The 22090-nt window shown below is 31.7% G+C and carries 24 protein-coding genes; 16 read left to right on the top strand and 8 right to left on the bottom strand.

What is annotated here, in order from left to right; all coding sequences use genetic code 11:
• The first annotated feature begins 74 nt into the window (after positions 1-74).
• Positions 75-575 carry a DinB family protein gene (locus AC3IPI_RS04355; RefSeq protein WP_039113216.1) on the top strand — a complete coding sequence of 167 codons (501 nt, stop codon included), beginning with the start codon at positions 75-77 and terminating at the stop codon, positions 573-575.
• A gap of 64 nt (positions 576-639) precedes the next feature.
• Here the strand turns inward: AC3IPI_RS04355 and AC3IPI_RS04350 are convergent, their stop codons facing one another.
• The 5 genes from AC3IPI_RS04350 to AC3IPI_RS04330 form a co-directional block, all read right to left on the bottom strand.
• Positions 640-1599: a helix-turn-helix transcriptional regulator gene (locus tag AC3IPI_RS04350; protein WP_489157379.1), complete on the bottom strand. Its 960-nt coding sequence runs from the start codon at positions 1597-1599 to the stop codon at positions 640-642.
• A 46-nt stretch (positions 1600-1645) separates the two neighbouring features.
• The gene (locus AC3IPI_RS04345; protein ID WP_489157377.1) at positions 1646-3115 is read right to left on the bottom strand and encodes a hypothetical protein; all 1470 of its coding nucleotides are present in this window, start codon (positions 3113-3115) and stop codon (positions 1646-1648) included.
• Between the two features lie 116 nt (positions 3116-3231).
• Positions 3232-3858 carry an outer membrane beta-barrel protein gene (locus AC3IPI_RS04340; RefSeq protein WP_039117944.1) on the bottom strand — a complete coding sequence of 209 codons (627 nt, stop codon included), beginning with the start codon at positions 3856-3858 and terminating at the stop codon, positions 3232-3234.
• 254 nt (positions 3859-4112) lie between these two features.
• Positions 4113-5909, bottom strand: a complete 1797-nt coding sequence (gene lepA / locus AC3IPI_RS04335) for a translation elongation factor 4 (protein WP_489157375.1) — start codon at positions 5907-5909, stop codon at positions 4113-4115.
• 248 nt (positions 5910-6157) lie between these two features.
• Complete coding sequence (locus AC3IPI_RS04330; RefSeq protein WP_489157373.1) at positions 6158-6697, bottom strand: CvpA family protein; 540 nt, start codon at positions 6695-6697, stop codon at positions 6158-6160.
• Positions 6698-7335: 638 nt separating this feature from the next.
• Here AC3IPI_RS04330 and AC3IPI_RS04325 point away from each other — a divergent pair.
• The 4 genes from AC3IPI_RS04325 to AC3IPI_RS04310 all read left to right on the top strand — a co-directional run bounded on the left by AC3IPI_RS04325 (position 7336) and on the right by AC3IPI_RS04310 (position 10006).
• On the top strand, positions 7336-7692 hold the full coding sequence (locus tag AC3IPI_RS04325) for a hypothetical protein (protein ID WP_039113210.1): 357 nt from the start codon (positions 7336-7338) through the stop codon (positions 7690-7692).
• Between the two features lie 175 nt (positions 7693-7867).
• Positions 7868-8317, top strand: a complete 450-nt coding sequence (locus AC3IPI_RS04320; RefSeq protein ID WP_489157371.1) for a hypothetical protein — start codon at positions 7868-7870, stop codon at positions 8315-8317.
• Positions 8318-8499: 182 nt separating this feature from the next.
• Positions 8500-9519 carry a phenylalanine--tRNA ligase subunit alpha gene (gene pheS, locus AC3IPI_RS04315; protein ID WP_039113263.1) on the top strand — a complete coding sequence of 340 codons (1020 nt, stop codon included), beginning with the start codon at positions 8500-8502 and terminating at the stop codon, positions 9517-9519.
• 79 nt (positions 9520-9598) lie between these two features.
• Positions 9599-10006, top strand: coding sequence for a hypothetical protein (locus AC3IPI_RS04310; protein ID WP_039113207.1), 408 nt, complete (start codon positions 9599-9601; stop codon positions 10004-10006).
• Between the two features lie 226 nt (positions 10007-10232).
• Here the strand turns inward: AC3IPI_RS04310 and AC3IPI_RS04305 are convergent, their stop codons facing one another.
• The 3 genes from AC3IPI_RS04305 to AC3IPI_RS04295 form a co-directional block, all read right to left on the bottom strand.
• A complete protein-coding gene (locus AC3IPI_RS04305) occupies positions 10233-11228 on the bottom strand; it encodes an NAD(P)H-dependent glycerol-3-phosphate dehydrogenase (protein WP_039113205.1) in 996 nt (331 codons plus the stop codon).
• A gap of 335 nt (positions 11229-11563) precedes the next feature.
• A complete protein-coding gene (locus AC3IPI_RS04300; RefSeq protein WP_489157368.1) occupies positions 11564-12721 on the bottom strand; it encodes an iron-containing alcohol dehydrogenase in 1158 nt (385 codons plus the stop codon).
• Between the two features lie 92 nt (positions 12722-12813).
• Positions 12814-13578 (bottom strand): type 1 glutamine amidotransferase domain-containing protein, encoded by a 765-nt coding sequence (locus AC3IPI_RS04295; RefSeq protein WP_489157366.1) that lies wholly within the window; start codon positions 13576-13578, stop codon positions 12814-12816.
• A gap of 87 nt (positions 13579-13665) precedes the next feature.
• Here AC3IPI_RS04295 and AC3IPI_RS04290 point away from each other — a divergent pair, with 87 nt between their 5' ends.
• From AC3IPI_RS04290 to AC3IPI_RS04240, 11 genes are all read left to right on the top strand, one after another.
• Positions 13666-14571 (top strand): LysR family transcriptional regulator, encoded by a 906-nt coding sequence (locus tag AC3IPI_RS04290; RefSeq protein ID WP_489157364.1) that lies wholly within the window; start codon positions 13666-13668, stop codon positions 14569-14571.
• 66 nt (positions 14572-14637) lie between these two features.
• Positions 14638-15009 (top strand): PKD domain-containing protein, encoded by a 372-nt coding sequence (locus AC3IPI_RS04285; RefSeq protein ID WP_489157362.1) that lies wholly within the window; start codon positions 14638-14640, stop codon positions 15007-15009.
• Positions 15010-15124: 115 nt separating this feature from the next.
• Entirely contained in the window at positions 15125-15817 is a 693-nt protein-coding gene (locus tag AC3IPI_RS04280; RefSeq protein ID WP_039113199.1) for an NUDIX hydrolase, read from the top strand.
• 73 nt (positions 15818-15890) lie between these two features.
• Positions 15891-16718, top strand: coding sequence for a ribose-phosphate diphosphokinase (prs, locus tag AC3IPI_RS04275; RefSeq protein WP_489157360.1), 828 nt, complete (start codon positions 15891-15893; stop codon positions 16716-16718).
• On the top strand, positions 16715-17536 hold the full coding sequence (locus AC3IPI_RS04270; protein ID WP_489157358.1) for a TIGR02452 family protein: 822 nt from the start codon (positions 16715-16717) through the stop codon (positions 17534-17536). Before prs ends, AC3IPI_RS04270 begins: the two co-directional genes overlap by 4 nt.
• Positions 17537-17539: 3 nt before the next feature.
• Positions 17540-18067 carry a riboflavin biosynthesis intermediates N-glycosidase gene (gene ybiA / locus AC3IPI_RS04265; protein WP_489157356.1) on the top strand — a complete coding sequence of 176 codons (528 nt, stop codon included), beginning with the start codon at positions 17540-17542 and terminating at the stop codon, positions 18065-18067.
• A 6-nt stretch (positions 18068-18073) separates the two neighbouring features.
• Positions 18074-18544 carry a macro domain-containing protein gene (locus tag AC3IPI_RS04260; protein WP_489157354.1) on the top strand — a complete coding sequence of 157 codons (471 nt, stop codon included), beginning with the start codon at positions 18074-18076 and terminating at the stop codon, positions 18542-18544.
• A 65-nt stretch (positions 18545-18609) separates the two neighbouring features.
• Complete coding sequence (locus AC3IPI_RS04255) at positions 18610-19245, top strand: DUF4291 domain-containing protein (RefSeq protein ID WP_489157352.1); 636 nt, start codon at positions 18610-18612, stop codon at positions 19243-19245.
• A 5-nt stretch (positions 19246-19250) separates the two neighbouring features.
• Positions 19251-19793 (top strand): RNA 2'-phosphotransferase, encoded by a 543-nt coding sequence (locus AC3IPI_RS04250; protein WP_086894940.1) that lies wholly within the window; start codon positions 19251-19253, stop codon positions 19791-19793.
• 2 nt (positions 19794-19795) lie between these two features.
• Entirely contained in the window at positions 19796-20527 is a 732-nt protein-coding gene (locus AC3IPI_RS04245; protein ID WP_489157350.1) for a metallophosphoesterase family protein, read from the top strand.
• Positions 20528-20543: 16 nt separating this feature from the next.
• On the top strand, positions 20544-22013 hold the full coding sequence (locus AC3IPI_RS04240) for a nicotinate phosphoribosyltransferase (RefSeq protein WP_489157348.1): 1470 nt from the start codon (positions 20544-20546) through the stop codon (positions 22011-22013).
• The last annotated feature ends 77 nt before the right edge of the window (positions 22014-22090 follow it).

The following is a 22090-nucleotide window of genomic DNA, read 5'->3' as shown; positions in this document are numbered from 1 at the left end:
AATAATCCTTTCAATCATCAATCAAATTATATTTTCAAATCAATTCTTATTCAGAAAAACTAAAATAAATTATCATGAGCTTAAAAAAAATAATGACAAATTATGCAGACTATAATTTATGGGTAAATCAGCAATTTGTTAATTGGCTTTCTGTAAAATCAGACGAACTGCTTCATAAAGAAGTAGCTTCGAGTTATTCTAGTATTATTAAAACACTCAATCATATTTGGGCAACCGAAGAATATTGGTATTCGATAATAGCAGAGACTTCTGAATTTGATAAAAGAGAAAATACAGAATTGATAACTAAGGAAATATTTGAAGGATTAGTAAATAGATCAGCTCGTTTGTCTGAATATATCAAATCACTTTCAGAAGAAGAATTATCCAGAAAAATTAAAATTGAAAGCCCTTGGTTTCAATGTGAGTTGCCAATATGTGATTATTTATTGCAGGTTGTAAACCATGGGACGTATCATCGAGGGCAGATAGTTACAATTGGTCGCAATATTGGTATTACTGATGCATCAAATACAGATTATAATTTTTATAATGTTGTTCATGCTCAGCAATAAAAATTACGAATATTTGATATAAAAAATAAAACTCCTAAAATGAAATCTCATTTTAGGAGTTTTTTTATAAAAGTCTTTGTCTGTTAATTTCTAATAACTCTAAAGTTCGTGTTTTTAATCGCTCAGGTTCCAGAATTGTAGCGTAATCTCCAAACATTAAAAACCAACGCGGGAAACCACTTTCAATATCTCGGCACATAAAAGTCATCTCGATATTCCCATCGATTTCTTTTTCGGATATAAAACCATGATATTTCCGTTCGTGTGATAAATACCTCGCTATCTTTTTATCAATCAGAATGCGCACTTTGGTAGTTGGAATAGTTTCATTTTTATTCAAATAAGTTTCAAGAGAATCATGTTCTAATGTAAAATCTTTTTCTGTTTTTTTTATACTATGTACACGGTCTGTTCTAAACTGGCGATAATCGGTGCGCAAATGGCAATATCCTATAACATACCAATTGTTGTGATCATGAAAGATACCAACAGGTTCAATATTTCTTTCTGTAATTCCGTCTGAAGTAAAAGCTTGATAAGAAAGAATAACTTGTTTTTTTTCGGCAATACTTTCAAAAAGTAAAGCGAGCGTATTTGGAGATTTATCGTTAAAAAGTTTCTCGGTAGATTGCATTAAAACACTCGATTCAATTGTAGAAACCCAATCTTTATCGTCGCTTTTAAGCACAGATTTTAATTTATACATTGCCGAAGCATAATGATTTCCCAAAGTAGTATCAGTAAATTTTTGCATCAATTTTTCAGCAGCAATAAAGCTACTAGCTTCTTCTCGGGTAAACATAACTGGCGGTAATCGATAACCATCCATCAAAGCATAACCAACGCCAGCTTCGCTATAAATAGGAACGCCAGATGCTTCTAGAGTACGAATGTCACGGTAAATTGTTCTTAAACTTACTTCGAAACGATTGGCTAGTTCTTGTGCTTTAACAATCTTTTTAGATTGTAGCTGAATAAGAATTGCAACAATTCGGTCAAACCGTTTAGGGGATTCATCGAGCATTTTTCTTTTGAGTTTTATAGATACAGAAGTTCAAAGATACAAAGGTTTAGGCTTTGAATTTTCTGAATGATTGTATCATTTCATATATTCCAAAAGCAATTACAATTTTTCCAAAGATAAATATTAACCAACTTATAGGATTTGTTAGATAGGTTCTATTACTATCCAAAGGATTGAAAAAATCTGTAACAAGGAAAAATCTAAATAAACCAGATGTAAAATGAGAGAGATTATTCCAATTAAAAAGGTCTATTTTGTATTCATAATTTTCACAAATGAAAAAGAGAAAATAAATGATAAAACCAGTTATTAAAGTGAATTTCATTGCTCTTTTCCAATCTGTTCCGTATTCAGAAACTACATCGCTAATCCATAAAATAAATTTATCTCTTCTTAGTTGTATAGGTTCTCTTACTCTATGATTTAAGTGATCTTTGTCATTTTCAAATTCCTTTAATTTTTTTTTGATATCTTTTCTATATGCGTTAAACTCGTAGACTCTAAATCTATTATAATCAATTCTATTTTCTGCTTTTTGAAGTTGTTGTTTTATGGTTCGAATTGTCCTTCGATCGCAATCATCAATTTTTTTTATTTGAATGTCATCAAAAAAAGCTCCTTTTTCAAAATTTGTTTTGTCTATTTCAATAATATCAAAATAAGTTTCTTGAAATGAAACAAAATCATGAAATTTAATTTTTTCGAATTTTAGTTTATGGATTTTAGACTTATCAAAATCAGTGAATTTATAAAAATCACAATCAGTGAATTTTAAATCGCCATTGATTTTATTTTCAATCGATTGAAAATTTGTTGTTTTGTTAAAGGTGCAGTGACTGAAATGAGTGCTGTTATTGAATTTTGTTTCAAAAAAAGTTGAAATTGGAAAATTGCAACGATTGAAAAAAATATTATTTGCTTTTAAAGTTGCCTTATTTCCGATATATTCGAAATAATCATTAAAATCACAATTTGAAATTAATGTATCATTTAATGTAGATCTTAATATGCTAAAATGGTTTGTTGATTTTAGTCCAGTAATTTTTAAAGCACCGTCGGTAAATTGAATATTTTCAAAGTAAATATGATTTATTTTTCCACGATTAATTTTAATTGTACCTGATTTGACAATAGTAGACTTTACATTACTAGTGTCTTCAATATTTTCTTCAAAAGAAAGATCATTTATATTACAATTTCTTATTTGAAAGAGTTTGTTGTTTATTACACAAGAAATAAATGCCAAAGTATAAAGATTACATGATGAGAATATAAAGTCACATAAAAAACAGCAATTTTCAAAAATGAAAGAATTGTTTTCAGGCGTTTCTTCGTTAGGAATACCACTAAAAGTAACTCGCATTCCTTTAAAAGTGATATTTTTAAATGTTAAATTTTCATTAAGAATTGTGATTGGAAAATCTATTTCCTCATTGAAATTGATTGTTATATCATTAAAATGTTTTTCTTGAGATTTAATTCTTTTTCCAAATTCTTCTCCACTTATTTCTGCCATTTTATTTTGATTATTTCATCAAATTTAAACTAAAAAGCCCAATAACTTTCGTTATTGGGCTTTTCTATATGCTGTACTTTATTTTCTAAAACTTAGAGTAGATTTCTAAACTAGTATTAAAATTTATAAAGTAATCCAAATTTAGGTTGTGCAAAAATATTATTAAATAGGTTGATGTTTAGCTCAAAACTACTAGATGAAGATCCGTTTTCAGGATTTGCATTATTGTACGTTAAGATATCAGCCAAAGCAAATGTAGCTGCCCATTTCTTGGTAAAGAAATAGTTTAGACCTACTGTTATGTTCGCCTTAATTCCATTTGTTGTGTCTTCTACATTTAATACTTCAGTTTTAACATGGCTATACCCTAATCCAGCTTCTCCAAACACTTTAAGACGTCTGGAATCCAATTCTAAGAAATAGTATCTGGCAAATGCCCCAACACCAAATCCATTGTTTTTTCTTTCAGCTGGAGTGTCTTTATCGATTGTAGAACCAAACACATCCAAGTCTAACCCGATAGCTAAATTGTCATCAAGAAGATATCCAAATTTTGGGTTTATAGAAAATGAGTTTGACTCATCTTTTACAGTACTAACCGATACACCTCCCTCAATAAACATACTCCCTTTTTCGAACCGTACTCCTTTGGCAGTGCTAACTTCTTCTTCTACTTCTTTCTGTTGTGCGTTTGCAAAACAAAATGTAAATAACGCTACAAGTGTTGTGATTTTTGTTTTCATAATCATTGCTTTTAAATTGTTTAAATAAAATCTGATTAATTCATATATGTAAAAATAATTAAAAACTTACAAATAAATACTTAATAAAGTGAGATTTTATCCATTATTTAATTAACAATGTGTTGATGTGTAGTAGTTTAGTTAGGTTTTGTGGGCTGTAGGGATTTAAAAAGAGCATAAAAAAACCCAATAACGTTAGTTATTGGGTTCATCTATATTCTATTCTCTTTCTTCTTTTATCTAAAATAAAAAAGCTAGTCGTTCAATTTTAAAACAGCCATAAATGCTTCTTGAGGAATCTCTACGTTTCCTACCTGACGCATACGTTTTTTACCTTTTTTCTGTTTTTCAAGTAATTTACGCTTACGCGAAATATCTCCACCATAACATTTTGCAGTAACATCTTTACGTAATGCTTTTATAGTTTCACGAGAAATTACTTTTACTCCAATTGCTGCTTGAATCGGAATATCAAATTGCTGACGTGGAATTAATTCTTTTAGTTTTTCACACATTTTTTTACCAATGTGGTAAGCATTATCTACGTGAATTAAAGATGATAAAGCATCAACAATTGTAGCATTTAATAAAATATCAACTTTTACTAAGCTTGAAGTTCGCATTCCAATTGGTGCGTAATCAAACGAAGCATATCCTTTTGAAACCGTTTTAAGACGATCATAAAAATCAAATACAATTTCGGCAAGAGGCATATCAAAAGTCAACTCAACTCTTTCGGTAGTTAAATATGTTTGGTTGGTAATTAAACCACGTTTTTCTATACACAAAGACATAACATTACCTACGAAATCAGATTTGGTGATGATTGTTGCTTTGATATAAGGTTCTTCTACGTGATCTAATTTTGATGGTTCTGGTAAATCAGAAGGATTGTTTACCACAAATCCTACAGTAGGTTCTTTTTTAGTATAAGCCAGGTAAGAAACGTTAGGAACTGTAGTAATTACAGTCATATTAAACTCACGTTCTAATCTTTCCTGAATAATCTCCATGTGTAACATTCCTAAGAATCCACAACGGAAACCAAATCCTAAAGCTGCAGAACTTTCAGGTAAAAATACTAATGAAGCATCGTTCAATTGTAGTTTTTCCATCGAGTTACGTAACTCCTCATAATCTTCTGTATCTACAGGATAAATCCCAGCAAATACCATTGGTTTTACATCCTCAAAACCAGTAATCATATTAGTTGTTGGCGTTTTAGCATCCGTTAGGGTATCCCCAACTTTTACTTCTTTAGCTTCTTTAATACCAGAAATTAAATAACCAACATCGCCTGCGGAAATAACACTTTTTGGAACTTGATTTAATTTTAAAGTTCCAATTTCATCAGCAAAATATTCATTACCTGTGGCCATGAACTTAATCTTTTGCCCTTTTTTAATTTGTCCGTTTTTTACACGGAAAATAACTTCAATTCCTCTAAATGGATTGTAATGAGAGTCAAAAATCAAAGCTTGTAAAGGCTCATCGATTTCTCCTTTTGGAGGAGGAATTCTTTCGATAATTGCTGCTAATATATTTTCGACACCTAAACCTGTTTTACCAGAGGCGTGAATAATTTCTTCTAGTTTACATCCTAATAAATCTACGATATCATCGCTAACTTCTTCAGGATTTGCACTTGGTAGATCGACTTTGTTTAAGATTGGAATAATTTCCAAATCGTTTTCCAGAGCCAAATATAAATTTGAAATTGTTTGAGCTTGTATACTTTGTGCAGCATCAACAATTAAAAGCGCCCCTTCGCAGGCAGCAATTGATCGTGAAACTTCGTATGAAAAGTCAACGTGTCCGGGAGTATCAATTAAATTCAGGATATATTCCTCTCCTTTATAAGTATATTCCATCTGGATGGCGTGACTCTTTATGGTAATTCCGCGTTCACGTTCCAAGTCCATATTATCAAGCAATTGCGCTTTTTCTTCACGTGCAGTAACGGTTTGTGTTGCGCCTAGTAAGCGATCGGCAAGTGTACTTTTTCCGTGATCAATGTGTGCAATAATGCAAAAGTTACGTATATTTTTCATTTTCTTTTATATCAATTCTCTATACGAGTTTAAGTATTTTTTGTTGTGATTTTATAGTATGGCTGTGCCATACAGGCGCGTCATTAATCGGCAAAGATAATGCAAACTTTTGGATTGTAGAATCTTGATGTATTATTGTTGAATCTTTAAGAAATAAAAGATGGATTCGGCTGTTTTTTACACTCTTGAATGCTTATTCTAAAATTTAAGTTTAAAGCAAAACAAGTGTTTTTATAATCTAAGAATAATTATGATTCTTTAGTTGTCGAAGACTCTTTTTCGGCATCGCTTTTCTTTAACGTATCATACCAGTTTTCTATAGATGGATAAATAAAACCAGCTATTTTTTGTATCGGATTATAAAATATCGATTTGTCTAATGTTTCTTTTTTTGCAAAAGTATGATTGAAATTTATTTTTTCGAAAAGACTAAAAACAATACTCAAAATAAGAATCGTTTTTAGAATTCTAAAAAGACCTCCGCCTAGTTTATTAAGCCATCCCAGTTGAGCAAAATCAGCAATTCCGGTTAAAAATTTAGCTAATAAATATACTGCGATAACTACTAGAATAAAGGTTAGGATAAAAGCTGTAATCTGGATTGTATTTGGGTTCCATGAAACATGTTTCATGATAATTTCTTTCATTAAAGACGAAAATTTTATCGCTAGGTAAATCCCAAGTAATAAAGAGATAAAAGAAGCAACTTCTACAAAAAGCCCGTTTTTAATACCTTGGTATAAACCGTATGCCAATAAAACACCCAAAATCATATCGAAAAAACTCATATTCCTGTTTTTGTTTAATAAAGGCGCAAATATAGAAGAATTATCTGTTTTTTAGGTTCGGAGGTTCAGAGATGCAATCCCGTCCCGATGCCCAATGTCATTAAAGTTAAGGAAAAAAGATAAAAAGATTTAAGATTTTTGACTAACGATTTTTGATTTCAGATGTGGGAAACAGCACAAAACCAAAAATTGACAATCGTTACCCGAGCCTGAAAGAGCGAACAGGCGAAGCAATTTTTAATCTAAAATTTCTTAACCTTAATGACATTGAGAATTTAGACAAGAGAAAATCCGTGTTTATCCGTGTTTTCGCTTTAGCGAATCAGTGTCATCCGCGTTCCCTTCTAGACAATCTTTGTCGAGAATACAATTAACCATAATTAGCTAAAAAAGCTTAACTTAATGACATTGCCCGACGGTTCGGGATCGGGACTGAGGCTTTAGATGTTGATGTTTTTGATTTTTCGGGATCAATAGACGAAAGTATTGTCTTAAAATGATCCTTTTTAGAACGTTAAATCTATGGATCTATACGTTTAATTTTTTAAGGTGTTTGGATTTGAAGTCCGTATCTTTGCAAACTAAATTTTATGACTTTTGAATTTATAATTCATAATTCATAATTCACACCTATAAAAATGTCAAGAGACGCACAACTTAAAGAACGCTGGGAACAGCTTGTAAATATACTTTCCGATCAATTTTCACAAGGAGAAAACCTAGATTTAGATTCCATAATTTATTTAATTGGGGTACAAGAATTAGGGAAATTACACCGTGAATTTAAAAAAGATGAAAAATTAAACCTCATGCATATTGCTATATGTAGGTTATTAGAGCCTTATGGTTTTTATGAATTTGAGTTTTTTGATGAGGAAGGTTGGCCACATTATAAGGTAAAAGAAGAATTACCACCATTAAAAGCGGGAGAACAATCGGTTTTAATGAAAGAAGCAATTGTGAGTTACTTTTTAGAAAGAAAACTTATAGAGTAGTTTTATTAGTATTCAGTGTTCAGTCTCAGTTTTCAGCGTGTGCTAAACTGTAAACCGCGACTGAACACTGAACACTGCTACTGAAAACTAAAAAAATATGTGTAGATACGCAATGGTTTCCTATAAGCCACATTACGCTTGTTTTGATTGTCGTAAGACATTTAAAAGAAGATTGATGTGTGATATAGAAAGAGGGGAGAAATCTGTTCAGGAGGCAAAGTGTCCAGAATGCGGAGAATTAATGGCTAATATGGGACTTGATTTTGAATCACCTAAAAAAGATGATGTAAAAAAATGGGAGCATATTAAAAGTCTGTATTCAGTTGGAATTGCATTTCATTCCTGTGGTTGCAGCGGACCAGGTTATATTCCTAATTCTAAAGAAAAATTAATCGAGTATTTTGAAAACCTAAGAGATACTTATCTTAAGAATATTAATTTTTGGCGTTCAAGAACAGAGCCTACCAATAAACAGGAAAGAGAGAAAGATTATCAAAAAAATTGGCATGAATTAGGTAAGGTTTCATCTAATTCTAAAAAAGAAATTGTTAAGAATCAGGAAGGAATAACTTTTTGGTTAAATAGAGTACAGGAAATTGAAAGTAAAATAAGTTTGATAAAATAGTTATAGATTAAACTTGTTTTTGCAATAGAAAATGGATTACTACTTTAATCAAGTTTATATTTTTGTCAGGCTTACTCGTTTTATTTGTTAATATTATTACGATTTGCAAAGGAAACTTTAAACTTTAGACTTTAAACTTGAAACAAATTATGTAAATTTGTATTCTCAATTACGGAATGAAAATGATAGATAAGATAAAAGAATATATTGGGGAAGCTCAAGCTTTTTCAACTGAAAATAAGGAAGAGTTAGAAGCATTCCGCATTAAATTTCTTGGAAAAAAAGGTGTTTTAAATGATTTTTTTGCTGAATTTAAAACGGTACCAAATGACCAGAAAAAGGAATTTGGACAGGTTATAAACGCTTTAAAAACAGCTGCGGAAGATAAAGTAAAAACAATAGTTGAAGCTTTAGAAAGCAAAGAAGAAATTAAAGGTATTTACGGAGATTTAACTCGTGCTGCCGAGCCAGTAATTATTGGTTCTCGTCACCCGATATCAATCGTAAAAAACCAGATTATAGATATTTTTGCAAACATTGGTTTTAACGTTTCTGAAGGTCCGGAAATCGAAGACGATTGGCATAACTTTACGGCATTAAACCTTCCGGAATATCATCCGGCACGTGATATGCAGGATACATTTTTTATACAAACAAACCCAGATGTTTTGTTGCGTACGCATACATCATCGGTACAGGTGCGTTATATGGAAAATCATAAACCGCCTATTCGTACTATTTCTCCAGGACGTGTTTTCCGTAACGAAGCAATTTCGTCAAGATCACACTGTATCTTCCATCAGGTAGAAGGATTGTATATTGATAAAGATGTTTCATTTGCCGATTTAAAACAAACATTGCTTTATTTTACTAAAGAAATGTTCGGGAAATCAAAAATCCGTTTACGTCCGTCATACTTTCCATTTACAGAACCTAGCGCCGAGATTGATATTTATTGGGGTCTAAAAACCGAAACCGATTATCGTATCACCAAAGGAACTGGTTGGTTAGAAATTGGAGGATGTGGAATGGTAGATCCAAACGTATTGAAAAATTGTGATATCAACCCAGAAGAATATAATGGTTTTGCATTTGGTATGGGAGTAGAGCGTATTGCAATGTTGTTATACCAGATTGGTGATATTCGTATGTTTTACGAAAACGACGTTAGATTCTTAGAGCAATTTAAATCAAACATATAATTTAAGTCCAAAATTTGTAAAGTCGAAAGTTTCAAAACATGAAGCTTTCGACTTTATGACTTTATAACTTTTTACAACTATGAAAAAAGATATAATTATTCCAGAAGTAGAGAATATTTTTATGGCCGTTGTTCAGGAATGGAGCGACGATTTTATGGAGAAAGTATGGTATGCTTATCTTGTAAATGACAGTGATTTTAATATTGAAAGTGTAATGGTCGTTTCAAAAGCTTTTGGAACAATTGATGGCGAAATGAAAAAAACGTCACTTTTGCGTCATGCTTTTGTTGAGGTTCCATCGGTTTCGGTAGTAAAAATCGAAATGGTAGAAAAAAGTGTATTAGCTTTAAACAATGAGTTTATGGTTACTTTTTTTATCGGAAACACATTATACGACAAGAAATATATTTTTAAAGCACATTCTATACACGAAGATTTCTCTGAAGAAGTGCCTATCTTGTTTGTAGATGGCGTTATAGTGAAGTAGAAGGTTTTAGTTCTCAGTTGCAGTTTACAGTCTCAGTATAAAAACAGTCTCAGTTTACAGTTACAGTAAAAACAGTAAATTGGTTAGAGAATAAAATATAAGAAAAGAGTCAAGACGAAATAAATTAGTCTTGACTCTTTTTTTTATTCTTTTAAAGTAGTAGATACTCTATATTTTTTATTTTTCACCGCAAACTGAGACTGAAAACCGCGACTGTAACTAAATACTAATCCAATACATCAGTAAGTTTCTTGAAAACAGTTTTAGCATCTTTACCTTCATATAAAATAGCATAAACGGCATCGATAATTGGTGTTTTTGCACCATATCCTTGGTTTAGTTTATAGGCACTTTTGGTAGCATAATACCCTTCGGCAATCATGCTCATTTCCATCATAGCGCTTTTTACAGTATATCCTTTTCCAATCATATTTCCGAACATTCTGTTTCTCGAAAAAACAGAATATCCTGTAACTAATAAATCACCCAGATAAGCAGAGTCATTAATGTTACGTTTCATTTTATGCACTTTCTTGATGAATTTCTTCATTTCGCGAATAGCATTACTCATTATAACCGATTGAAAATTATCGCCATAACCTAAGCCATGGGCAATTCCTGCAGCAATTGCATAAATATTTTTAAGCATTGCAGCATATTCAGTACCTATAATATCATCAGATATCTTGGCCTTTATATAATTTCCAGATAAGTTCTTGGCAACAACACTAGCTTTAGTAGAATCTCCGCATGCAATTGTTAAATAAGATAATCTTTCTAGAGCAACTTCTTCGGCATGACATGGTCCTGTAATAACACCAATGTTGTAATACGGAATGTCATATTTTATATGAAAATGTTCTCCAACAATTAAACTTGTTTCAGGAACAATACCTTTAATAGCCGAGAAAATAACTTTGTTATCTAAGGAAACTGTTAATTTTTCTAATTCGGCATTTAAAAAAGCCGATGGAATAGCAAAAATAATATAATCAGCATATTCTACGGCTTCATTTATATTATTAGTAAGCTTTAATTTAGTAGTATCAAACTCTACCGAACTTAAGTAATTCGGATTGTGTTTGTATTTGTTAATGTGTTCGATAGCAGCGTCATTACGCATGTACCACGAAATTTCGGAAAGATTTACACATAACATTTTTGCAATGGCGGTTGCCCAGCTTCCACCACCAATTACTGCAAATTTTAAATTTTCGCTCATTATAATTATTAATTTTTATCAAAAGTACTAATATTATACGAATAGTACGAAAAATTCATGCTAACAAACGCTTTTGGTATGAAAAATACATATCAAAATATACAGAAACTATCTCGTTTTTTATTAGTTTAAATTCTAATACGAAAAAAATAATTATTTTTTACAAAATATACAATAAGTAGCTGATTCTTACGTTGTAGTAGTTTATGAATTAGAATTTTAGTTAAATGAATTTACAAAGAATTGAGTTAGTTAGTTTTGTTTTAGTATTGTAAAAAGGCGTCCTTAATAAGTTTTAAGAACGCCTTTTTTTAGTTTTCAGTTTTTAACTGCGACTAGTAGCTCATTTCTACAATCGATTTTACTTTATCTAAAGTAACCAATTGGTTTTCTCCTAAACCTTTCCAACCTCTTTCTTCAAAACGATTTACTATAAAGTCGGCTGTTTTATCATAGTCGTTCGTATATTGAGATAGTTTAGTATCCATTCCCATAGTATGGAAAAAGGCTACTGTTTGGTTAATTGCTTCTTTTGCAACTTCATCATCAGAACCTGTTAGGTTAAAAATACGTCTTCCGTATTGTGCTAGTTTTCCCTTTTTAGTTTCAAACATTACACGATATAAGCTAGGACCAACAATTGCCAATGTTCTTGCGTGATCGATACCATACAAAGCAGTTAATTCATGACCAATCATGTGAGTTGCCCAATCGCTCGGTACACCTTTTTGTATTAATCCGTTAAGCGCCATTGTACAGCTCCACATAAAGTTTGAAGCCAGTGGATAATCAGTAGGGTTTTCAACTACTTTTGGACCAATTTCTATTAAAGTTTGTAAAATACCTTCGGCAATTCGATCTTGTAAATATCCTTCATGAGGATAAGTTAAGTATTGCTCCATTACGTGCGTATAAGCATCTACAACACCATTTTGTAATTGTCTTTTTGGTAAAGAAGCAATAACAGTTGGGTCACAAATAGAGAATTTAGGAAATAAAGCACTACCACCAAAAGCCAATTTTTCCTGAGTAGACTCTATAGTTACTACAGCACCAGAATTCATTTCGCTTCCCGTTGCAGGCAATGTTAAAACTGTCCCGAATGGCACAGCATTTTCTTTAATCAATAAACGTTTTTGAAGGATATCAATCGGGTTTCCGTCAAAATTTACAGCTGCCGAAATAAATTTAACTCCATCAATTACAGATCCACCACCAACAGCTAGAATAAAGTCTATTTTCTCAGCTTTAATAACTGCAACAGCTTTCATCAAAGTTTCAAAATGCGGATTTGGTTCAATTCCACCAAATTCTACAATATCAAATCCTTTTAGATTATTGATTACTTGCTCGTGAATTCCGTTTTTAAAGATGCTTCCACCTCCGTAAGCCAATAATATTTTAGCCCCTTGAGGAACAAGGTCTTTTAATTTTTCTATTTGTCCTTTTCCGAAAACTAGATTTGTCGGATTGTATAATTCAAAGTTTAACATTTTTTTTGTTTTTTAGTTACTAAGATACTAAGGCGCTGAGGTTCTAAGTTTTTTTTAATCTCAGCGACTTAGCGACTCAGTATCTTAGATTCTTATTTAGTTAATTTTTTTAATAATTTCTCAGCAACCAATTTTGATGATGCTGGATTTTGTCCTGTAATTAATAATCCATCTTCAACTGCGTATGGTTCCCAGTTTGGTCCTTTAGAATAAATTGCACCATCTTTTTGTAATGCCTCTTCAAGCAAGAACGGAACTATTTTTGTTAATCCTACTGCTTCTTCTTCGGCATTAGAAAAGCCAGTAAGTTTTTTCCCTTTTACTAAAAATTCCCCATTTACCTTAACATCCTTAAGAACTCCAGGAGCGTGGCAAACAAAACTTACAGGTTTGTTTTGCGTGTAAAATGTCGTGATTAAAGCTGCAGAGTTTTTGTCTTCGGCTAGATCCCATAATGGGCCATGTCCGCCAGGATAAAATACAGCGTCATAATCAGCAGGATTTACATCTGATAATTTAATGGTGTGTTTTAATTTTTCTAATAAAACTTTATCAGCATCAAATCGTTTAGTGTCTTCTGTTGCCGATGCAGGGTCTGCACTTTTAGGATCTATAGGTGGTTGACCACCAAGTGGTGTTGCTATTGTTATCTCAACTCCTTTATCTGCAAGAGCATAATAAGGCGCTGCAAGTTCTTCTGTCCAAAATCCGGTTTTTTCGCCTGTGTTACCCAGCTTATCATGACTAGTAACAACAAATAATACTTTTTTCATATTTTTTTTATTTACTTTTTGCGCAGTAGTTTTAGCACAATTTATAGTTAATGCGATAATAACAAATAGAGCGATTTTCTTCATAATGTATTTTATTTGATACAAAATTAGAGCAATTAAGGTATTAGTAAAAATAAAATAAATTATGTTTGTGATAAATATATTTATATCATGGTTAATCTAGAATGGTACAGAACGTTTAAATCGGTATATAAAAACGGCAATTTTTCTTTGGCCGCCAAAGAGCTTTTTATTAGTCAACCCGCAGTTAGCCAGCAGATATCAATGTTAGAAGCACACGTTGGTTATAAACTCTTTAACAGAAAATCAAAAGGAGTCGAACCAACGGATTACGCTAAGTTACTTAATAATTTGATTATAGATGCGCTTGACCGTCTCGAAAACGTAGAGAATGGGTTTCGCGCAAAGGCATCCGATGCAAATCGATTAATTTCTGTTGGTATTTCTAAAAACTTGTTTGCTAGCTTAGGTAGTGTCTTAATATCTAAATTTGATTTTATCGATTTTAGTTTTAATGATAATGATACTCTTTTTGAATTAGTAGATGCCAAAAAACTTGATTTTGCAATTATTACCAAGCAATTTGATACGTTTGATACTATTCAGGAAGTTGTTGGAAAAATTAAATTAGTTATGGTTTCATCACCACAACTTGAGGTAAATGAGTTTAAGCAGAAGTTAAAAACTAAAGAATCCTCAGAAATAGAACAATGGCTTAATGAGCAAAAATGGTATAGTCATGATGCAAGAATTCCTCATGTTAAATTATTCTGGCTGCATGTTTTTAATAAAAAAAGACCTTCGATGGTTGCCAATTATATTATTCCTAATGAAAGTGAAATGCTTAGAGTACTCTCTAAAAATAGCGGAATTGGGATAACCTGGAATTGCAATGCAAAAGAATTGATTGAGGAAGGTAAACTACAGTTATTATGGGATAGTAAGGAAATGCCAAGTATTGATGTTTTCTTGTTATCAGGAAAAAACAGTAACCTGAGTCCGATTTTTGAAATTATTGCTACAGAATTAAAGTTGTTTTTTAGTAAGAGATTTTAGTCGTAATCCTTTATTTTTTATTTTTAAAAGAATAATTTTGATAACGAAACAACTTAATTTTTGAAAATGAATAATTTAAAAATAATTTTAATAATGATTGCTGTAGTCTTTATGAATAATTCATGCAGTAAGAGCGAAGATGAAGCAATAATAGATTGCTTAGGAGATTCAATTTTAATGAAATTAAAACATTCCGAAGATGAAACTGATTCTAAGAAAATTAATTATTCTATAGAATATTATGGAAGTAAAACGATAAGTTCTGTAAAATGGACTTTTGGAGATGGATCTCCTTCTGAAGTTATAAGCACTACTACGGGATCAGTAGCACATACTTACAGTGCTGCCGGAACATTTGAAGTTATAGCGGAAGTAACTATTTCCAAAGACGGAGGTAGTTGTACTACAAGCCCAAAGAAAAGTATAACGGTAAATTAAAAAAGTAGGAAGAAAACATATTTAGGAGAGTCAATTTTATAATTTATTGCAATAGCATAAATTATAAAATTGACTCTCCTTTGTTATATTTGTGTAAATTTTACGCATTAGAGTTATGATAGAAAATCAAAATATTAGAGTTGCTGTTGATGCGATTGTTTTTGGATACCAGAACAATCAATTATATGTGCTTTTAATTCAGCAAAAATTTGGAACTAAAGAATCGTATTGGGCTTTACCTGGTGGTTTAGTAAAAAATGATGAATCACTAGAACAAGCTGTAAAGCGTGAGTTAAAAGAGGAAACTAATATTACGGTAAATCACTTTGAACAATTATTTACTTTCGGTGATGATGTTTTCAGGGATCCGAGAAACAGGGTAATTTCTGTTGCTTATTTTGCATTGGTAGATCCTTCGAAGTTAAAAGTTAAAGCCGATTCTGATGCAGATAATGCACAATGGTTTCAAGTGGATGCTATTCCTGCTTTGGCATTCGACCATAATTTAATTCTAAAAAAAGCGATTGAGCGTTTAAAAGCAAAACTTACTTACGAACCAATCGGATTTGATTTGTTACCAAAAGAGTTTCTATTTTCAGAACTGGAGAATTTGTATTGTACAATCCTGGAGAAAGAAATAGACAGAAGAAATTTCAGAAAAAAGATCTTAAGTTTTGGGATTATTCAGGAAACAGATAATTTTTCGCCTAATAAAACAGGAAGACCTGCAAAATTATTTAAGTTCAATCAGCAGAAATACAATGCTTTATTGAAAGAAGGATTTCACTTTGAAATTAAGTTTGCGTAAATCTTACACAAAATAATTGTTCGTATAAATATTAAATGTATATTTGCGTATAATTAACGCAAAACAAAAAACTATGATACTTAATTTAGACCCAAATTTTACCCCTTTTACAGGACAAAAAGAAATAGATTTTAAAAGCTTTACTTTTTCTGGAGGAGAACCACATATCAAAATTAATCCTGATTTTGATGTCAATCAAAAAATAACAATCACACACAGATTAAATTCATTTAACGATTTAGGATTGTTATGCCTAGCTGTTGATGCATTAAGAAGAATGGACGTAAAAGTTATTGATTTGTTTATTCCTTATTTCCCAGCAGCAAGACAAGATCGTGTAATGATAAAAGGAGAACCATTATCTGTAAAAGTATATGCAGATATTATCAATGCAATGCAATTAAACAAAGTATTTGTCTTTGATGCACATTCTGAAGTTACGCCAGCTTTGGTAAACAATTGCGAAGTAATTCCGAATCATACTTTTATAGCAGCAGTTATTAAAACAATAGGAAACGATGTAAAATTGATTTCTCCTGATGGTGGTGCTTTGAAAAAAATCTACAAAGTTTCTGAGTTTTTAGGAGGGGTAGATGTTGTAGAATGTAGCAAAAGTCGTGATGTAAAAACAGGAAGATTGTCTGGTTTTAAAGTTTATGAAGAAGACTTAAAAGGAATGGATTGTCTTATTGTAGATGATATTTGCGATGGAGGGGGAACCTTTGTAGGATTAGCAGAAGAATTAAAAAAGAAAAACGCAGGGAAATTATATTTAGCTGTAAGCCATGGAATTTTCAATAAAGGCTTTGAAGTTTTAGATTGTTTCGATAAAATATTCACAACTAACTCTTTCAAAGATTTTGAAGGTGAAAGTGTTGAAGTGATAAAATTAGAATTATGAATAAAAATTATAGAGTAGAAATAGCAAATAAAACTTTAGAAATCATAAAGGATGGTTTTTATGAATATAAAGGGAAAAAGATTGTTATAGATAAAGAACTTGGAGAATCTATAGAAAATACGTTTACAATTGAGCCAAACGATTGGGACGCAATCTTGAAAACCCCAATTGAAAATAAGTTTGAAACAGAGATTATAACGAAAAATTGTTCTACAATTGAAGCAATTGTTCAAGAGAAAAACGGCAAAATTTGCGTCTTGAATTTTGCTTCTGCAAAAAATCCAGGCGGTGGATTTTTAGGAGGTGCTTCTGCTCAGGAAGAAAGTTTAGCTAGATCTTCAAACCTTTATGAAACACAAATCAAAGACAAAGTGATGTATGATTTTAATAGAAATCAGTCTTCATTTCTATATTCAGATTACATGATTTATAGTCCGAATGTCTTGTTTTGGAATGATGATAGCGGAAATTATTTTGAAAAACCATTAGTTGCAGACATTATCACATCACCAGCGCCAAACAAAGGCGCGATGCTGCAACATAATAGGAAAGAAGAAATTGCTGTAACAGAAGAGGTTTTTAAAAACAGAATGGATAAAGTCTTGGCAATTGCTTTAAAGCAAAAAAGTGATACAATAATTTTGGGAGCTTGGGGTTGTGGTGTTTTTAGAAATGAAACCAAAGATGTAGCACATTTGTTCAAGGAAATTATTACTGAAAAATACGCAGGTGCTTTTAAAAAAATAGTCTTTGCAATATTTGATACTTCTGAAAAAAAATCAAATTTCAAATGTTTTAAGGATACTTTTAAAAAATAAATCATGAAATACATTATAGAAAACCTAACATCGGAAAGTAAGTTTTTATTTTTCTGGGGACATCAGCCCAATAAAGACGGAAGTATTTCTAAAACTTGTTTCAGTCAGTGGTGGTTAAGTTCTTTTGAAGTTGATAAAGTAGTTTACAAAACGGCTGAACATTGGATGATGGCTAAAAAAGCCGAATTGTTTAAAGACAATGAAGTTTTACCAAAAATTATTAAAGCAAATTCTCCTGCCGAAGCTAAAAAGTTGGGAAGAGAAGTAAAGAATTATAATGAAACGCTTTGGTTAGCCGCTAGATTTGAAATTGTAAAAGAAGGTAATTATCATAAATTCAGTCAAAATGAGGAGTTGAAGACTTTTCTGTTAAATACAAAAGAGAGGGTTCTAGTAGAAGCAAGTCCTGTCGATGCAATTTGGGGAATCGGGATGGCGAGCGATCATAAAGATGTTATGAATCCTGCGAAGTGGAAAGGGTTGAATCTTTTGGGGTTTGTCTTGATGGAAGTTAGAGATGAATTGAAATAGAAGACCATGAAAGATATTCAATATATAAAAGGCGATGCAACATCTCCACAATCTGAACATAATAAGATAATTGTTCACATATGTAATGACATAGGTGGATGGGGAAAAGGGTTTGTAATGGCTATTTCAAAACGATGGAAAAAACCAGAAAATCAATATAGAGAATGGTTTAAATCGAAAGTTGATTTTGAATTGGGTAAAGTTCAATTTGTCCAAGTTGAAGAAGATCTTTGGGTTGCTAATTTAATTGGTCAGCACAAAATTAATAAGAACGAGAATGGAAATGCTCCAATAAGATACGATGCTATAGAACAAGGCTTAAAAGAAGTTACTCTTTTTGCAAACAAGAATAAAGCTAGTATTCATATGCCAAGAATTGGCTGTGGTTTAGCAGGAGGAAAGTGGGAGATGATAGAACCTATTATCTTGGAAACACTTTCTGATAATAACATAGAAGTAACAGTATATGATTTTTAGATAAAATTAAAAATCAAACTGTTTTAATTAAAACAGCACAATGAACATATTGTGTGCAAAATAAAATGAAAATAGAATTAAAAAAATATGATGAGCAAATTGCAGAATGGCCAAAATCAGGTTATCACATTATGGCTCAATATGACGAGGAGGAAATAATAGTTTATCAATCATACCGAAAAGAAATAGGGGATTTTGCAGTTGAAAATCAATTTTTTGGTGGAGAGTTTAGTCTTACTAGAATGACTTGGATTAAGCCTAATTTTCTGTGGATGATGTACAGAAACGGATGGGGAACAAAAGAAGGACAAGAAGCGGTGTTGGCAATTCATCTTAAAATTTCAGCATTCAATAGGTATTTGCAAAATGCAGTTTACTCGTCTTATGATTCATCACTTGGAATAAGTCGTGAAGAATGGCAAACGCAGGTAAAAACATCATCAATAAGATTACAATGGGATCCAGATCATGATCCTTACGGAAATAAGTTAGAGAGAAGAGCCATTCAGATTGGTTTAAGAGATGACTTTATAAAATCTTTTGCAAAAGAGGATATAGTACTAATCGAAGATATTTCAGGTTTTGTAAACGAACAATATGAATTTGTTCAGAATAAACAATTAGATTATTTGATGGTTCCCGCTGAAAGACCTTTCCTTTTTGAAGATGAAGAATTAAATAAGAAATTAAAAATTTCATAGAAATCATGAATGAAAAAATAGCAAAGAGCATTAGCAAATTCCTGAGTTTAGTACTCAGACATTCGCCAGAAACCATAAATTTAAAACTAGATGAAAATGGTTGGGCAGATGTAGAAGAATTGATTGCAAAATGTTCGAAAAATGGAAATACATTAGATTCAGAACTTCTGGATTATGTAGTAGAAAATAATGATAAAAAAAGATTTGCTTTTAATGAAGATAAAACTAAAATAAGAGCAAGTCAGGGGCATTCAATTTCGGTTGAGTTAAACCTGAATGAAGCTGAACCTTCGGAGTTTTTGTATCACGGAACAGTTGGGAAGTTTATGGATAGTATCAAAAAAGAAGGACTCCAGAAAATGAGCCGTCAACATGTACATCTTAGCCAAGATAGAGAAACAGCTATTAAAGTGGGCGGAAGAAGAGGAACTCCGCAGATTTTATCTGTTAGAAGTGGCGCAATGCACAGAGACGGATTTAAATTTTATTTGTCTGAAAATAATGTTTGGTTAACAGATGCTGTTCCTGCAAAATATATAGAGTTTTAATCATGAAAAAGACTTTGGTAATTGGAGATATTCATGGCGGATTAAAGGCTTTAATTCAACTTTTGGAGCGAACCAATATCCATGTAAATGATAGGTTGATTTTTTTGGGAGATTATGTTGATGGTTGGAGCGAATCTGCAGCGGTAATTGATTTTCTTATCGAATTGAATAAAACACATAGTTGTATATTTATTAAAGGAAATCATGATATTTGGTGTCAAGAATGGTTACAATCAGGAAAGCCAAATAGTATTTGGTTGCAACACGGAGGAACGGCGACTATAAAAAGCTATGAAAATTATGCTACTGAGAAAATAATGGAGCATTTGTTCTTTTTCGAAAGTATGAAAGATTATCATGTTGATGAGCAAAATCGCCTATTTATTCACGCAGGATTTTCATCAATGCACGGTCCAGAGAAGGAACATTATTCGAGTAATTATTCTTGGGACAGAACATTATGGGAAATGGCGTTGATAATGGATAAACGAATAAAAAAAGATTCGCTTTTATACCCCAAAAGATTATTACTTTACGAAGAAATATACATAGGTCATACACCAACATTAAATTACAATATTCAAGTTCCTATGCAAGGTTGTAATGTTTGGAATATTGATACAGGAGCTGCTTTTTACGGGAAATTATCCTGTATGGATATTGAGACAAAAACAGTTTGGCAAAGTAATATAGTTCAGGAATTATATCCGAACGAAAAAGGAAGAAATAAATAATAATAACAATAAAACCATGAACCCACTATTATTAACAGATGGTTACAAAGTTGACCACAGAAGACAATATCCAACAGGAACATCATTAGTATATTCTAACTGGACACCAAGAAAATCTAGAATCGAAGGAGTTGATGAGGTTGTATTTTTTGGATTGCAATATTTTATCAAAAAATATATTATTCAGGATTTCGATTTATACTTTTTTAAACAACCAAAAGAGGAAGTTATAAAAAAATACTCTCGTAGAATCAATAATTATTTAGGCGAAAACCAAGTTGGAACCAAACATATTGAGGATTTACATGATTTAGGTTATATACCGATGGTTTTTAAAGCATTGCCAGAAGGAGCAAGCGTTCCGGTTCGTGTGCCTATGTTTACGATGTATAATACAATCCCAGAGTTTTTTTGGTTAACAAATTATTTCGAGACATTACTTTCAGCAGTAGTTTGGTTGCCTTGTAACTCTGCAACAATTGCTAAGCAGTATAGAATTGTACTTGATAAATACGCACAAGAAACTTCATCAGTTCCAGAGTTCGTAGATTGGCAAGGACACGATTTCTCTATGAGAGGAATGGGAGGAATAGAAGCTGCGGTAACTTCATCTGCGGGACATTTATTAAGCTTTACAGGTTCTGACACAATTCCTGCAATTGATTTTCTAGAGGAATATTATAACGCTAATTCCGATGTTGAACTAGTTGCTGGATCTGTAGCAGCAACTGAACATTCTGTAATGTGTATGGGAACTACTGAGGGAGAATGCGAAACTTTTAAAAGATTGATTTGCGAAGTGTATCCTAAAGGAATTGTTTCTATCGTTTCTGACACTTGGGATTTATGGAAAGTATTAACTGATTATTTGCCTCGATTAAAAGAAGAGATTCTTTCTAGAGAAGGTAAAGTAGTAATTAGACCTGATAGTGGAGATCCTGTTGACATTATTTGTGGTAACCCAAACGGAAAGACAGAACAAGAAAAGAAAGGTGTTATTGAGTTAATCTGGGATGTTTTTGGAGGAACTATAAATAGCAAAGGATATAAAGAATTAGTACCGCAAATTGGGGCAATATATGGTGATAGTATTACTGTAGCGAGAGCCACTCAAATTTGCGAAAGATTAAAAGCCAAAGGTTTTGCTTCTACAAATGTGGTTTTAGGAATTGGATCATTTACGTACCAATACAATACCAGAGATACTTTTGGTTTTGCAATGAAAGCGACTTATGGTGAAGTAAACGGAGAAGGAAGAGCAATCTTTAAAGATCCAATTACAGATGATGGAACTAAAAAATCTGCAAAAGGATTAATGAAAATTGACCTAGTAGATGGTGTATATCAATTAACAGATAATGTTTCTTGGGAAGAAGAGGGTAAAGGGGAATTAAAAGAAGTCTTTAGAGATGGAAAATTATTAATCGACCACTCATTAACTGAGATTCGAAATAATGTAAAAAAAGAAGAGCTTGCTATAAGCTAACTAGCAAAGAATAGGCCTAAATGAAATTAACATTTAGGCTTTTTTATATAATATAAAGAGTTATATGTAATTGTTTT

Source organism: Flavobacterium sp. GL_143, assembly GCF_057834355.1.
The sequence above is the reverse complement of the archived record's forward strand: the minus strand, read 5'-3'. Positions and strand labels throughout refer to the sequence as shown.

What these genes read in the sequence shown, in the direction of transcription:
- AC3IPI_RS04295 (WP_489157366.1), bottom strand. Translation starts at nt 13,578, where the DNA reads ATGAAGAAAATCGCTCTATTTGTTATTATCGCATTAACTATAAATTGT.
- AC3IPI_RS04290 (WP_489157364.1), top strand. Translation starts at nt 13,666, where the DNA reads ATGGTTAATCTAGAATGGTACAGAACGTTTAAATCGGTATATAAAAAC.
- lepA (WP_489157375.1), bottom strand. Translation starts at nt 5,909, where the DNA reads ATGAAAAATATACGTAACTTTTGCATTATTGCACACATTGATCACGGA.
- AC3IPI_RS04270 (WP_489157358.1), top strand. Translation starts at nt 16,715, where the DNA reads ATGAATAAAAATTATAGAGTAGAAATAGCAAATAAAACTTTAGAAATC.
- pheS (WP_039113263.1), top strand. Translation starts at nt 8,500, where the DNA reads ATGATAGATAAGATAAAAGAATATATTGGGGAAGCTCAAGCTTTTTCA.
- AC3IPI_RS04285 (WP_489157362.1), top strand. Translation starts at nt 14,638, where the DNA reads ATGAATAATTTAAAAATAATTTTAATAATGATTGCTGTAGTCTTTATG.
- AC3IPI_RS04310 (WP_039113207.1), top strand. Translation starts at nt 9,599, where the DNA reads ATGAAAAAAGATATAATTATTCCAGAAGTAGAGAATATTTTTATGGCC.
- AC3IPI_RS04330 (WP_489157373.1), bottom strand. Translation starts at nt 6,697, where the DNA reads ATGAGTTTTTTCGATATGATTTTGGGTGTTTTATTGGCATACGGTTTA.
- AC3IPI_RS04260 (WP_489157354.1), top strand. Translation starts at nt 18,074, where the DNA reads ATGAAAGATATTCAATATATAAAAGGCGATGCAACATCTCCACAATCT.
- AC3IPI_RS04305 (WP_039113205.1), bottom strand. Translation starts at nt 11,228, where the DNA reads ATGAGCGAAAATTTAAAATTTGCAGTAATTGGTGGTGGAAGCTGGGCA.
- AC3IPI_RS04345 (WP_489157377.1), bottom strand. Translation starts at nt 3,115, where the DNA reads ATGGCAGAAATAAGTGGAGAAGAATTTGGAAAAAGAATTAAATCTCAA.
- AC3IPI_RS04240 (WP_489157348.1), top strand. Translation starts at nt 20,544, where the DNA reads ATGAACCCACTATTATTAACAGATGGTTACAAAGTTGACCACAGAAGA.
- AC3IPI_RS04355 (WP_039113216.1), top strand. Translation starts at nt 75, where the DNA reads ATGAGCTTAAAAAAAATAATGACAAATTATGCAGACTATAATTTATGG.
- AC3IPI_RS04320 (WP_489157371.1), top strand. Translation starts at nt 7,868, where the DNA reads ATGTGTGATATAGAAAGAGGGGAGAAATCTGTTCAGGAGGCAAAGTGT.
- AC3IPI_RS04255 (WP_489157352.1), top strand. Translation starts at nt 18,610, where the DNA reads ATGAAAATAGAATTAAAAAAATATGATGAGCAAATTGCAGAATGGCCA.
- AC3IPI_RS04250 (WP_086894940.1), top strand. Translation starts at nt 19,251, where the DNA reads ATGAATGAAAAAATAGCAAAGAGCATTAGCAAATTCCTGAGTTTAGTA.
- ybiA (WP_489157356.1), top strand. Translation starts at nt 17,540, where the DNA reads ATGAAATACATTATAGAAAACCTAACATCGGAAAGTAAGTTTTTATTT.
- AC3IPI_RS04340 (WP_039117944.1), bottom strand. Translation starts at nt 3,858, where the DNA reads ATGAAAACAAAAATCACAACACTTGTAGCGTTATTTACATTTTGTTTT.
- AC3IPI_RS04280 (WP_039113199.1), top strand. Translation starts at nt 15,125, where the DNA reads ATGATAGAAAATCAAAATATTAGAGTTGCTGTTGATGCGATTGTTTTT.
- AC3IPI_RS04300 (WP_489157368.1), bottom strand. Translation starts at nt 12,721, where the DNA reads ATGTTAAACTTTGAATTATACAATCCGACAAATCTAGTTTTCGGAAAA.
- AC3IPI_RS04245 (WP_489157350.1), top strand. Translation starts at nt 19,796, where the DNA reads ATGAAAAAGACTTTGGTAATTGGAGATATTCATGGCGGATTAAAGGCT.
- AC3IPI_RS04325 (WP_039113210.1), top strand. Translation starts at nt 7,336, where the DNA reads ATGTCAAGAGACGCACAACTTAAAGAACGCTGGGAACAGCTTGTAAAT.
- prs (WP_489157360.1), top strand. Translation starts at nt 15,891, where the DNA reads ATGATACTTAATTTAGACCCAAATTTTACCCCTTTTACAGGACAAAAA.
- AC3IPI_RS04350 (WP_489157379.1), bottom strand. Translation starts at nt 1,599, where the DNA reads ATGCTCGATGAATCCCCTAAACGGTTTGACCGAATTGTTGCAATTCTT.